The organism is Gordonia sp. NPDC127522, from assembly GCF_042672305.1.
Lineage (GTDB): Bacteria > Actinomycetota > Actinomycetes > Mycobacteriales > Mycobacteriaceae > Gordonia > Gordonia hongkongensis.
This window is the reverse complement of sequence record NZ_JBHXVK010000016.1, coordinates 12,324-24,896: the sequence shown is the minus strand read 5'-3', so window position 1 is coordinate 24,896 and position 12,573 is coordinate 12,324. Positions and strand designations below refer to the sequence as shown.

The 12,573-nt window shown below is 68.7% G+C and carries 13 protein-coding genes and 1 tRNA gene; 6 read left to right on the top strand and 8 right to left on the bottom strand.

Translation table 11 applies throughout. The features are described 5' to 3' along the window. Positions 1-151 precede the first annotated feature (151 nt). Genes ACFVHY_RS19605 through ACFVHY_RS19580 form a run of 6 tightly spaced genes read left to right on the top strand, consistent with a single transcriptional unit; the run spans position 152 to position 6,173 of the window. Positions 152-550, top strand: a complete 399-nt coding sequence (locus ACFVHY_RS19605; protein ID WP_065629819.1) for a chorismate mutase family protein — start codon at positions 152-154, stop codon at positions 548-550. Between the two features lies 1 nt (position 551). Beyond that, complete coding sequence (gene pabB / locus ACFVHY_RS19600) at positions 552-2,708, top strand: aminodeoxychorismate synthase component I (protein ID WP_390274852.1); 2,157 nt, start codon at positions 552-554, stop codon at positions 2,706-2,708. Beyond that, a complete protein-coding gene (locus ACFVHY_RS19595; RefSeq protein WP_390274850.1) occupies positions 2,705-3,592 on the top strand; it encodes a prephenate dehydrogenase dimerization domain-containing protein in 888 nt (295 codons plus the stop codon). Before pabB ends, ACFVHY_RS19595 begins: the two co-directional genes overlap by 4 nt. Beyond that, on the top strand, positions 3,589-4,530 hold the full coding sequence (locus ACFVHY_RS19590; RefSeq protein ID WP_390274847.1) for a diiron oxygenase: 942 nt from the start codon (positions 3,589-3,591) through the stop codon (positions 4,528-4,530). The genes ACFVHY_RS19595 and ACFVHY_RS19590 overlap by 4 nt, the downstream gene beginning before the upstream one ends. A 42-nt stretch (positions 4,531-4,572) precedes the next feature. Then, complete coding sequence (locus ACFVHY_RS19585) at positions 4,573-5,046, top strand: GNAT family N-acetyltransferase (protein ID WP_390274844.1); 474 nt, start codon at positions 4,573-4,575, stop codon at positions 5,044-5,046. A 38-nt stretch (positions 5,047-5,084) separates the two neighbouring features. Continuing rightward, positions 5,085-6,173: an ATP-binding protein gene (locus ACFVHY_RS19580; protein ID WP_068972167.1), complete on the top strand. Its 1,089-nt coding sequence runs from the start codon at positions 5,085-5,087 to the stop codon at positions 6,171-6,173. A gap of 57 nt (positions 6,174-6,230) precedes the next feature. Here the strand turns inward: ACFVHY_RS19580 and ACFVHY_RS19575 are convergent. The 8 genes from ACFVHY_RS19575 to ACFVHY_RS19540 form a co-directional block, all read right to left on the bottom strand. Continuing rightward, positions 6,231-6,304, bottom strand: a tRNA-Pro gene (locus ACFVHY_RS19575). A 150-nt stretch (positions 6,305-6,454) separates the two neighbouring features. Beyond that, positions 6,455-6,718, bottom strand: a complete 264-nt coding sequence (locus ACFVHY_RS19570; RefSeq protein ID WP_065629874.1) for a GlsB/YeaQ/YmgE family stress response membrane protein — start codon at positions 6,716-6,718, stop codon at positions 6,455-6,457. A 50-nt stretch (positions 6,719-6,768) separates the two neighbouring features. Continuing rightward, a complete protein-coding gene (gene der, locus ACFVHY_RS19565; RefSeq protein WP_058253160.1) occupies positions 6,769-8,208 on the bottom strand; it encodes a ribosome biogenesis GTPase Der in 1,440 nt (479 codons plus the stop codon). Further along, the gene (gene cmk, locus ACFVHY_RS19560) at positions 8,205-8,918 is read right to left on the bottom strand and encodes a (d)CMP kinase (RefSeq protein ID WP_390274841.1); all 714 of its coding nucleotides are present in this window, start codon (positions 8,916-8,918) and stop codon (positions 8,205-8,207) included. The genes der and cmk overlap by 4 nt, the downstream gene beginning before the upstream one ends. Next, positions 8,915-9,847, bottom strand: a complete 933-nt coding sequence (locus ACFVHY_RS19555) for a pseudouridine synthase (RefSeq protein ID WP_390274839.1) — start codon at positions 9,845-9,847, stop codon at positions 8,915-8,917. The genes cmk and ACFVHY_RS19555 overlap by 4 nt, the downstream gene beginning before the upstream one ends. Positions 9,848-9,853: 6 nt before the next feature. Next, positions 9,854-10,612, bottom strand: a complete 759-nt coding sequence (scpB, locus tag ACFVHY_RS19550; protein ID WP_390274837.1) for an SMC-Scp complex subunit ScpB — start codon at positions 10,610-10,612, stop codon at positions 9,854-9,856. Beyond that, positions 10,609-11,535, bottom strand: coding sequence for a segregation and condensation protein A (locus ACFVHY_RS19545; RefSeq protein WP_390274835.1), 927 nt, complete (start codon positions 11,533-11,535; stop codon positions 10,609-10,611). The genes scpB and ACFVHY_RS19545 overlap by 4 nt, the downstream gene beginning before the upstream one ends. Continuing rightward, complete coding sequence (locus ACFVHY_RS19540; protein WP_390274832.1) at positions 11,532-12,515, bottom strand: ParA family protein; 984 nt, start codon at positions 12,513-12,515, stop codon at positions 11,532-11,534. The genes ACFVHY_RS19545 and ACFVHY_RS19540 overlap by 4 nt, the downstream gene beginning before the upstream one ends. Between the last annotated feature and the right edge of the window lie 58 nt (positions 12,516-12,573).

The window sequence follows — 12,573 nt, the reverse complement described above, 5'->3', positions numbered from 1 at the left end:
CGACACGCACGCTCGGTGCGACCATGGACCGAGTCGGGGGATGCGGTTCGCGAACGCGGGCCGGGCGCAGTGCCGAACGGGGGCAGGCGCCGCATGTCGGGCGGGTCAAGTCGGCGGGCCGCACCTTCGGACACTGCTAGGTGGTCGCGCCATGACCCGATCGACGAACATCAACAGCCGTGCGCCGGGTGGAGACGACCCCACCGCACGCGAACTGGAAGCCCTGCGAACGGAATTGGACGGGATCGACGACCGTCTGCTCGAAGACGTGCGGGCCCGGATCGAGGTCTGCACACGCATCGCGGAACTCAAACGACGGCATGCCATCCCGGTGATGCAGCCGCGCCGGGTCGGCGCTGTACACGAACACGCCCACCGGTTCGCCATCGATCACGATCTGTCCACCGATTTCCTGCATGCCCTCTACGACCTCATGATCTCGGAGACCTGCCGGGTCGAGGATCTGATCGTCGGGACCGAGACGTCGCAGCGAGCGGGGCCGGATCGTGACCCCGCCCGACACCCGTCCGCCGTCGCGAGCGCGGACTGAGGTGGACCCGGTGCGCACACTGCTGATCGACAACTACGACTCGTTCACGTACAACCTGTACGCGCTGTTGACCCAGGTCAACCGCCGGGAGCCGGCCGTCGTCGCCAACGATGTGCCCTGGACGTCGGTGGACCTGACAGCTTTCGACAACGTGGTGGTCTCCCCCGGACCGGGCCGTCCGGATTACCCCCGCGACTTCGGGATCAGCGCACGGGCTCTGACCGACAGCGGACTACCCGTGCTCGGGGTGTGCCTGGGCCACCAAGGCCTGTGCCATCTGTTCGGCAGCCCGGTCGTACGGGCTCCCGAGCCGCGGCACGGACGACTCAGCGCCGTCCACCACGACGGCCGCGGCTTGTTCGCGGGACTGCCCTCCCCGTTCCGGGCGGTCAGGTATCACTCGCTGGCGGTGGTGGATGTCCCCGACGAGTTGGAGGAGCAGGCGTGGTCCGACGACGGCGTCCTGATGGCGGTGCGCCACCGGGTGTTGCCGATGTGGGGGGTGCAGTTCCATCCGGAGTCGATCTGCAGCGAGTACGGCCGGGAGCTGTTGGCCAACTTCGCGGCGGCCACACGGGTGCGAGCGCACCGCGGGGTGCCGGCCGGGGCGAGTCGGGCGTCGGCGACGACGGAGCGGCCGGCGAGTGAGGCGTCGACGAGTGAATCGGCGGGGAGTGAATCGGCGGGGAGTGAATCGGCGGGGAATCGGCACGAGGGTTACCGGGTCCGATCGGTTCGTGTGGACCACGTGGTGGACCCGAACAGCGTCTATGAACGACTGTTCGCCGGTGGCCCGAACAGCTATTGGCTCGACCGGTCGGCGGCCGAGGAGACCGACGGCCGCTTCTCCGTCATGGGAGACTGCTCGGGTCCGCGAGCCGAATACGTGACCTACCGGGTTCCGGAAATGACTGTGCGAGTCGAATATTCGGACGGTACAGCGGAGGAGGTCCGCAGCACCTTCTTCGACTACCTCGACGCCCAGCTGCGGGCGCGTGCGGTGGCTGCGCAGCCTGAGCTGCCGTTCGCGTTCTGTCTGGGGTACGTCGGCTATCTCGGCTACGAGCTCAAAGCGGACACCGGCGGCCAGCTGGCGCATGCCTCCGAGCAGGCCGACGCGGCGCTCGTGTTCGCCGACCGCGCGGTGGTGATCGACCACGGACACGGGTGTGCGTATGTGCTCGCACTGGAACCGGTCGAGAGCCCGGATCCCGATGCCGCGACGTGGTTGGACGAGACGGCGTCGACCATTCGGGAGATGCGAACCGCCACGCCCGCTCCGGCGACGACTCCCCCGCTGGTCCCGGCGCCCCACGAGGTGCCGATCGTGTTCCGCCACAACCGCCAGACGTACCTGAGGCTCATCGAGGACTGTCTGGCGGAGATCCGGTCCGGGGAGTCGTACGAGGTGTGTCTGACGAACTCGGCGACCGTGCACCGCAGCCTCGACCCCGTGTCCGGGTATTCGTGTCTGCGGGAGATCAGCCCGATGCCCTACAACGCCCTTCTGCAGTTCGCCGGGATGTCGGTGCTCAGCGCGTCGCCGGAACGGTTCTTGAAGATCGGTGCGGACGGGACGGTCGAGTCGAAGCCGATCAAGGGGACACGGCCGCGGTCGGCCGATCCCACCGAGGACCACCACTTGCGATGCGCGCTACGGGCGAGCGAGAAGGACCGGTCGGAGAACCTGATGATCGTGGACCTCGTCCGTAACGACCTGTCGCGTGTCTGCGTCCCCGGGTCGGTGCATGTGCCGTCACTGTTCGACATCGAGACCTACCCACCCGTGCATCAAATGGTGTCGACCGTGCGGGGGACGCTGCGGAACGGGGTGTCGGCGGTCGACTGTGTGCGGGCGGCCTTTCCCGGCGGTTCGATGACCGGCGCACCGAAGATCCGCACGATGGAGATCATCGACAAACTCGAGGCGGGTCCGCGGGGCGTGTACTCGGGGGCGATCGGCTTCTTCTCGCTCACCGGAACCGCCGACCTGTCGATCGTTATCCGCACGATGGTGGCGACCGGTTCCGAGGTGACCTTCGGGGTCGGCGGCGCGATCGTCGCGCTGTCGGATCCGGACGAGGAGTTCGAGGAGACGATGGTCAAGGCCCTGACCATGCGACGCTGCCTGTCCGTCGCCGAGGAGAGCGGCCCGTGACCGGATCGGCCGCCCCCGGTGCGCGGTCGGTGGTCGTGGCCGGCGGAGCAGGGGCGGTGGGATCCATGTTCGCGGCCCGGTGGCGCAGTGGCGGCGACCTCGTACACATCCTGGACGCCACCTCCGGCGACGACATCCGTGCCCCCGGCCCAGAGGCGACCGCGCGGGTGCGCGCGGCGGACATCGTGGTCCTCGCGGTACCGGAGAATGTCGCGGTCGCCTCGCTGGGGACGGTGCGATCACTGATGCGCCCGACCGCGATGCTGGTGGAGACGCTGTCGGTGAAGACCCGGTTCGCGGCGGCCGTCGGCGGACTGGACGAGAGCCGTTGCGCCACAACAGGCCCGGTCGTCGGCATGAACCCGATGTTCGCCCCGTCCCTCGGTCTGCCCGGCCGGGCGATTGCGGTGGTCGTCCATCGCGACGGACCCGGCGTGGACCGCCTGATCGACGACCTGGCGAGGTGGGGCGCTCGCGTGCAGGTCACCACCGTCGATCGGCACGACCGCCTGTGCGCCGCGGTGCAGGCCCTCACCCATGCGACCATCCTGTCGTTCGGGGTCGCGCTCGCCGATCTCGGCGTCGAGGCCGACGAGGCGGCGACACTGGCCACCCCACCGTTCATGACGATGTCGGCGATGCTGGCGCGCGTCGCCGGTGGGACACCGGAGGTGTACCGGGACGTGCAGTCGTCGAACCCGTGCGCGTCGACGGCCCGGGATGCGTTGGCGCGTGCGGTGTCCCGGGTCTCCGCCACCTGCGACGGAGACAGCGACACCGACGAGTTCACGGCGCTGCTGGCCCGGGCCGGAGCGCCGCTGGGCGATCGCGGCAGCGAGTATGCCGGGCTGTGCGCGCAACTGTTCGCCGGGTTGCCGTCGTGACCGGCACGCTGCCCGACCACGACGCCGCCGACCCGGTGGAGACGGCGGTGATCCGTGGGCTGGTGCGCAGCTGGCCGCGGCGGGCCACGGTGCGCCGCACCGAGCCCGCACTCGACGGACCCACGATGGACGATCTCTACGACGACGAGTGCGTCGACTATCCCGAGACACTGCTCCCCTTCGCCGGACATCCGGGATGGAACGGGCTCGACGAGGACCGCCGGTCCCGGGTCCGGGCGTGGGGGTGGATCGCGTACAACAGGAACGTCGTCGACATCGAACAAGACGTGGTCACACCCGGTTTCGGCTTGCTGTTCCGGGACGCCTTCGGCACCGGGTTCTCCGACGCCGGGAGGGCGGCGGTCGTCCAGTCGATGGTCGACGAGGAGTACCACACGCTGATGCATCTGAACGCATCCGCGCTGACCCGCCGTCGGCGTGCCTGGACGCTTCCGGATGCCACATTGCCCGAGTCGTTGATGGTGCGCCGCCACCGGGCGGCGCTCGCACGTGCGGAGTCGGCACGAGCCGCGGCGCTCACGACCCTGGCATACGCGACGGTCGCCGAGACCTCCATCGGGGACTATCTCACGTTGATCGCCGAGGATCGGACGATCCAACCGGTTCACCAAGCCACCGTCGCCCTGCATCGCCGCGACGAGCGCGCGCACGGCTCGGTCGCCGGCGAGATGATCGCGATGGTCCACGACCGGCTCGGCCCGGACGACCGGCTCATCCTTGCGCATGCGCTGCGCGACGGCGTCGACGCGTTCACGGCGACCGACACCGCCGCCTGGTCGGCCATCCTCGCCGCCGAGCGGATCCCGGACGGCGCCACGATGCTGCGCGAGTCCGCCGAGGATCCTGATCGACGACGAGTCCTGCAGGACTGCAGTGCGGTCGACCGGCTACTCGCCCGGTTCGGCGCCCTGGGTTGACCTGCGCCGGTGATCGTCGGGTGGGCGGTTACGGTGGTGACCGTGAACGAGCCCGACAGCCCGCGAGTGGCGACACCGGCCGACGCGGCGACCATGGCCGAACTGCTCGACGCCTTCAACCGCGAGTACGGCGAACCGTCTCCCGGACCGGCCGTCCTGGCTGGTCGGCTGACCGGGTTGCTCGCGCGCAGTTCGACTTTCGCGATCGTGGCCGGCAACCCGATCACCTCGCTGGGCCTCGTGACCATCCGGACCAACGTCTGGGTCGACGGCGGTATCGCCCTGCTCGACGAGATGTACACCACGCCCGCCCAACGTAGCCGCGGACTCGGTGGTGCCGTCCTCACCGCCGCGGTTGCCGAGGCGGCGCGACGGGGTGCCGGGGAGTTCGAGATCGAGGTCGACGAACCCGACGTCGACGCGCACCGCTTCTATGCCCGCCACGGGTTCCCGCTGCGCGACCCCGAGACCGGCGACCGGGCGTTCGTTCTCCGCAAGGAGCTGACCGCTCCGTAAGTCCGATGGAATCCCGCCCGTGCCAGTAAGGTACGGGCGTGGTTCAGCTGACAGTGGGAAGCCATCGCGACAACGCGACGACCGACGTCCTCCTCACCGCGGAGAAGTTCAATCGGCACACCTTCTGGTGCGGCCAGAGCGGCTCCGGGAAGACCTACGCGCTCGGGGTGGTTCTCGAACAGCTGCTGCTTCGAACCCGACTCCCGTTGCTGATCCTCGATCCGAACGCGGATTTCACCCGGTTGCCCGAGACACGGGGTACCGCCGACCCCGCCGCCGCGGATGCGATCGCGGCCTCCGACATCCGGGTCCTGCACTCGACGCGACGTGACGGACCGCAATTGCGGACGCGATTCCTGACCCTGCCCCTGGCCGCGAAGGCCGCGGTCCTGCAGCTGGATCCGATCGCCGACGCCGACGAGTACAACGTCCTGCTGCACGCCGACGCCACGCTCACCGAGACATCGGACCAGACGACCTACCTCGATGCGCTGCGCAGTTCCGCCGACCCCGGACATCAGCGGCTGGCCAAGCGGATCGAGAATCTGCAGGTCCTCGACTGGGCACTCTGGGCGCGGGGTGACCTCGCGGCGACCGACGTCATCGACGAGCGACCCCAGGCGACCGTGCTCGACCTGGGTGGGTTCGCCCACCCAGCGGAACCGAAGGTCGCCGCTCTCAGTGTGCTCGAACACCTCTGGGCCCACCGCGACGAGCGGCGCCCGATACTCATCGTGATCGACGAGGCCCACAACATCTGCCCACCGCAGGCCACCAGCGCGGTGGAGCAGGCGCTGATCGACCGGGTCGTGCAGATCGCGGCCGAGGGCCGCAAATTCGGCCTCTGGCTGCTGCTGTCGACCCAGCGGCCGACCAAGATCCACCCCAATGTCCTGTCCCAGTGCGACAACCTGTGCCTGATGCGGATGAACGCCCCACGCGATCTCGCCGAGCTGGCCGACACCTTCGGCTTCGTACCCGAACACCTCCTGGCGGAGTCGCCCGGATTCCGCCAGGGCGAGGCTCTCCTCGCCGGTGGGTTCATCACCGCGCCCACGTACACGCAGATGGGTGCCCGGATCACCGAGGAAGGCGGCGCCGACGTCGCGGTGCCGCTGGTCGTGTGAGCGGTCGATGGTTCCGAGAACAAAACCCCGGTGAGCGACGCTCACCGGGGTTTTCTGTCGGGCTGACAGGATTTGAACCTGCGACCACTTGACCCCCAGTCAAGTGCGCTACCAAACTGCGCCACAGCCCGTTGCTCCCTGGCGAAGCGGAGCGATGTAAAGCCTAGCCGACAAGGACGGTTCCGAACCAATCGCCTGGTCAGGCCTCATTTCGGGCCGGTGGCCAGATGTAGTGTGTCGTTGCTTCTGCCGCCACGAAGCGCTACATCTGACACCGGCTGCTAGACCGTCGAACGCTTCTTGAAGAAGATCCACCCGGCGGTCACCAGAACGGCACCCACGAGGGAGCCGATGATGCCACTCGGGCGGAGCTCGAGGCCGTCGCCGGAGAGCAGGCTGATGAGCAGTCCGCCGACGAAGGAGCCGACGATGCCGGCCACCAGGGCGAGACCCCAGTCGACGGTGCGCAGGTTCTTGCCGCCGAGGAGGATCTGCGCCAGGGCGCCGATGACCATGCCGAAAACGATGATTGCCAGGATGAGCACGAGACGCAGTATCTCACAGCAGGTGTCGTGCGCCACAGCTACACGGCGGTTCAGCGCTTGCGGCGCTGCTCCCGCTTGTCTCGGACGCGGACGTTGATCCGGACGGGCGATCCGTCGAAGTTGAACTCCTCGCGCAGGCGCCGTTCGAGGAACCGGCGGTAGCCCGCCTCGAGGAAGCCGGTGGTGAACAGCACGAAGGTCGGCGGCCGCACCGAGGCCTGGGTCGCGAACATCACGCGCGGCTGCCGGCCCCCGCGCAGCGGCGGCGGGTTGGCGGCGATGACGTCCTTGAGCCAGTTGTTCAGCGGGCCGGTCGAGATGCGCTTGTCCCATGAGTCGAGCGCCGATTCCAGTGCGGGCACCAGCTTCTGGACGGCCCGGCCGGTCGACGCCGAGATGTTGACCCGACGCGCCCACGGCACGCGGGCCAGCTCGCGGTCGATCTCCTTGTCCAGCTGGTACCGACGGTCCTCGTCGACGAGATCCCATTTGTTGAACGCGATCACGAGGGCGCGGCCGCTCTCGATGATGAGCGACAGCACCCGCAGATCCTGTTCGGTGATCGGTTCCGACGCGTCGATCAGCAGGATCGCCACCTCGGCCGCATCGAGCGCCGACCGCGTCCGCAACGAAGCGTAGTACTCGTGGCCGCTAGCGGTCCGCACCTTGCGGCGCAGACCGGCGGTGTCGACGAAATTCCAGGTCTTGCCGCCGAGTTCGACGAGTTCGTCGACCGGATCCACGGTTGTCCCGGCGACATTGTCGACCACCGACCGCTCGGTGCCGGTGAGCTTGTTCAGCAGCGAACTCTTGCCGACGTTCGGCTTGCCCACCAGGGCGACGCGACGCGGACCACCGAGAGTCGGTGCCTCCCGCGGGGTCTCGGGCAGCTTGTCCAGGATGATGTCGAGCAGATCGCCGGCGCCGCGGCCGTGTGCGGCGGACACCGGGTACGGCTCACCGAGTCCCAGCGACCACAGCGATGCGGTGTCGGACTCGAGTCGCTCGCTGTCGACCTTGTTGGCACAAAGGATGACCGGGGTCTTCGAACGCCGTAGGACCCGTGCGACAGCCTCGTCGGTCGCGGTCGCGCCGACCGTGGCGTCGACCACGACGACGATCGCGTCGGCGGTGCGCATGGCCAGCTCGGCCTGCGCGGCGACGGCCTGCTGCAGGCCCTTCGCGTCGGGTTCCCAGCCGCCGGTGTCGACGACGGTGAATCGCCGGCCCGACCACGACGCCGCGTACGACACCCGGTCCCGGGTCACGCCGGGGATGTCCTCGACCACGGCTTCACGACGCCCCAGGATGCGGTTGACGAGCGTCGACTTGCCGACGTTCGGCCGCCCGACGATCGCGACCACCGGCATGTGTTCGACACCGGACGCGTCGTCGGCTCCCCCGACATCGGTCAGTTGCCAGTCGGATTCGTCCGACCAGGTACCGTCGCCGGGTAGCGCCGCGAGGTCGTTCGAGTAGTCGTCACTCACCGTTCCACTGCTCCGATCCGGGTCGCGACGAGGCAGCTCAGTTCCTCGAGCACCTCGTCGAGGGTCTTGTCGCTGGTGTCGACGACGGTCGCGTCGTCGGCCGCGCACAACGGCGAGACCTTGCGTGTCGAGTCGAGATGGTCGCGCCGGTTCACGCTGGCCAGCACCGCGTCGTAGTCGCTGTCGCGACCGCCGGCGAGATTCTGCTTGTGCCGGCGCTCGGCCCGCGCCTCGGGTGTCGCGGTGAGGAAGATCTTGACGTCGGCGTCGGGGAACACCACGGTCCCGATGTCGCGCCCCTCCACGACCACGAACCGACCCTGCGCGTTCTGCTGTTGTAGCGCAACCAGTTTGGTGCGCACCTCGGGCACCGCCGACACCGCGGAGACGGCGCTGGTGACGTGGTCGGTGCGGATCGGCCCGGAGACGTCGCGCCCGTCGAGGAAGACCTTGGCGCCGTCCCCATCCGGGACCAACTCGATGGCGACGTCGGCGACCACGCGGGCGATTCCGGCCGGATCATCCAGCGCGACACCGGCATCGAGAACGGCGAGGGTCACCGCGCGATACATCGCGCCGGTGTCGAGATAACTGGCGCCGACCTCGGCGGCCAGGAGTTTGGACACCGAGGACTTGCCCGTACCGGCCGGACCGTCGATCGCCACGACATGCGTGGTCCCGTCGGCGGACCCCGAAGCTCCGTCGCTCACAGACCGACCGCCTTGTACAGTCCGCCGACCTCGTCGTTGCCGAGGACGCGCAGGCTGCCCGGGCGCTGCTCACCCAACGCGACCGAACCGACATGGGTGCGAACCAGTTTGACGACCGGGAAACCGACCTCGTCCATCATGCGCCGCACCACGCGGTTGCGACCCTCGTGGAGGGTGATCCGCACCAGCGACTGGCCCTCGTGGACCTCGATCACGGTGAACTTGTCGACCGTCACCGGGCCGTCGTCGAGTTCGACGCCCTCGCGCATGCGACGTCCGATCCCGCGGGGCACCTCGCCCTTGAGCGTTGCGAGGTAGGTCTTGGGCACCTCGAAGGACGGGTGCATCAACCGGTGCGCGAGTTCACCGTCGTTGGTCAGCAGCAGCAGCCCCTCGGTGTCGGCGTCGAGGCGGCCGACGTGGAACAGACGCTGACCGGCCATGACCCGCTCGGCTACCACGTCACCGACGCAGGGACGGCCCTGATCGTCGGACATGGTCGACTGCCAGCCCTTGGGTTTGTTGAACGCCAGGTACTGACGGGTCTCGTCCATGATCACGCGGGCACCGTCGACGCGGATGATGGCGGTGTCGGGATCGATGCGCAGACCCTGCTCGGTGACGATCTCCCCGTCGACCTCGACACGACCCGCCGCGATCAGTTCCTCGGCGCCGCGACGCGAGGCCACCCCCGCCTGTGCGAGCACCTTCTGCAGGCGGACGCCGTCTTCGACGTAGTTGGCGCCGGTACCCTCGCCGTGCTCAGGTGTCTGGTGCCGCGCCGGTCGGGCGTTGTTCAGCCGGATCCGGCCCACTTCGGCGTTCGGCTTCGACGACCCCTTGCGGTGGGTCTTCTTGGTTCGCGGCTGTTGTGCGGGCGCGCCCTTGCGGCGTTTTCCCGGTGAGCCATCTCGGCCAGCGGATGCCATGTTCTCTCAGTCCTGTGAGTCGGTGGTGGTGCCACCGTCGATGATCAGTTCCTTCGAGTCTGACGGTTGTGAGGACAGTTTGGCGAATCGGGGATCCGACAGCAGCTCCTCGTCGAGGTCGTCGATCAGGTCGACGTCCGGCAGCAGGGGCGCCAGATCGGGCAGTTCCGACAGTGACGCCAGCCCGAGCCGTTCCAGGAAGAGTTCCGTGGTTGCGTAGGTCGTCGCGTTCGTGGTCGGTTCGCTGCCGACCTCGTTGATCAGTCCGCGAGCGACGAGGGTGCGGATCACGCCGTCGACGTTGACGCCGCGGATGGCGCTCACCCGTGCCCGGGTGACCGGTTGCCGGTAGGCGATGACCGCCAGCGTCTCGAGCGCCGCCCGCGTGAGCTTCGACCGCGCGCCGTCGAGCAGCAGCCGCTCCACGTAGGGGGCGTACTCCGCCCGGGTGTAGTAGCGCCAGCCGTCGCCGGCGAAGCGCAGATCGATGCCGCTGCCCGACGCCGTGAGTTCCGACGACATGGCGTTGAGCGTCTCCCGGACCCGCGTGCGGTCCTGGTCGACGGCGTTCGCGAGTTCTTCGGTGGTGACCGGTGTGTCCACGACGAGCAGCACCGCCTCCAGGGCGGAACGGAGTCGCGCGTCATCGAGGTACTCCCCGTCCCCGTGCAGAGCGGTCTGCTCGGGTTCGGCCGGTCCCCGGTCCTCGCCCTCGGCTGCGCCGGTCGGGTCGTGGTGGTCGACCTCAGGAGCGTGATCAGTCATCCGTAGTCCTCTGCCTTGTCGATGCGCAGGTCGTCGGCACCGCGCTCCCCCGTCCACATCACCGCGAGATCGCCGAGTGCCTCGGGTTGTTCGAAGGTGATGGCCTGCTCCCGGAACAACTCCAGCAGGCCGAGGAAGCTACCGACGATCTCCAGCACGTTCTCGCAGTCCGCGGTCAGCTCGCCGAAGGTCAGCCATGTGCCCGGTACGGCACTGAGGAGAGATGCCATCCGACGTGCCTGGCCCGGAACCGACACCTTCTGGACGTCGTGCAGATGGTCGAGGCCGACGGTGGGCACCGGACGCGGCGTCAGCCCCGCCGCGGCGACCTGCGCGAAGCCGTTGGCGTCGACACCGAGGGTGACCTCCGGCAGCAGATCCTCGAAGCGCTTCTCCAGCGACACCGCCCGCGGATACCGCTGCAGTGCGGCGGCCTCGAGTTCGCCGAACAGGGCCGCGACCTGCTTGTAGGCGCGGTACTGCAGCAACCGCGCGAACAACAGGTCCCGGGCTTCGAGGAGCGCGAGGTCTTCCGGATCGTCGACCTCGCCGGAGGGCAGCAGGCGAGCCGCCTTGAGATCCAGCAGCGTCGCCGCGACGACGAGGAACTCGGTCGTCTGGTCGAGCCCCATCTCCGGGCCGAGTTCGCGGGTGTAGGCGATGAAGTCGTCGGTCACCTCGTGCAGCGCCACCTCGGTCACATCGAGGCGGTGCTGCGAGATCAGGTTCAGCAACAGGTCGAACGGACCCTCGAAGTTGCGCAGCTTGACCCGGAAACCGGACTCCTCGGCACCGACCTCGGACGACACCTTCGCCGAGGCCGAAGCAGCTTGCGGCACAACCGAATCGGACGCGCCGGGATCGGACACCGCCGATTCGGACACGGCGGGTTCGGGGACTACCTGGTTCGTGCCGGTCGTCATGCGGGCGCGACGTTGCGGGCGATCACCTCGCGTGCGAGTGCCCGGTACGCCTTCGCGCCGGCCGACCGCGGCGCCCACGAAGTGATCGGTTCTCCGGCGACGCTGGTCTCCGGGAACCGGACGGTGCGGGCGATGACGGTGTCGTAGACCGCGTCGCCGAACACCTCGACGACGCGGGCCATCACCTCACGGGAGTGCAGTGTGCGGGCGTCGAACATGGTCACCAGGATGCCGCCGAGGTCCAGGCGCGGGTTGAGCCGGTCGCGCACCTTGTTGATCGTGTCGGTGAGCAGAGCCAGCCCGCGCAGGCTGAAGTACTCGCACTCCATCGGGATGAGCACGGTGTCGGCGCAGGCCAGCGCGTTGACGGTGAGCAGACCCAGCGACGGCTGGCAGTCGATGAGGACGACGTCGTATCGGTCGAGCACGGGATGCAGTGCCCGACCGAGCGACTGCTCGCGACCCACCTCGGTCACCAGCTGGATCTCCGCGGCCGACAGGTCGATGTTGCTGGGCAGCAGGTCGAGACCGTCGACGCGGGTCCGCATCAGGACCTCGTCGGTGGCCACCTGCGGCGGCACGAGCAGGTTGTAGACGGTCTGTTCCAGCTCGTGATGCGGCACACCGAGTCCCGCGGACAGCGCACCCTGCGGGTCGAGGTCGACGAGCAGGACCCGACGACCGTATTCGGCAAGCGCCGCACCGAGATTGATGGTCGAGGTCGTCTTGCCGACGCCGCCCTTCTGATTGCAGACCGCGATCACCGTGGCGGGTCCGTGACGGTCCAGCGGAGCGGGCTCGGGAACGTCGCGATACGGCCGCCCGGTGGGGCCGATCTCGTCGGCATCCCCAGAAGGGTGTGCAGAGTCGGCCTCGTCGGTGTCGTTTCCGGGCGACACCTGGATGCTGTACTGATCTCCCGGACGGGCGCCAGACCCTCCCGGACGGGCGCCAGACAGGGGTGCGCTCGGAGTGGTCACGTGTCCGCCGCTCCCTTCGCTGTTCGATGCCGCTTCTCGGTGGTTCAGTCGTCCTGTC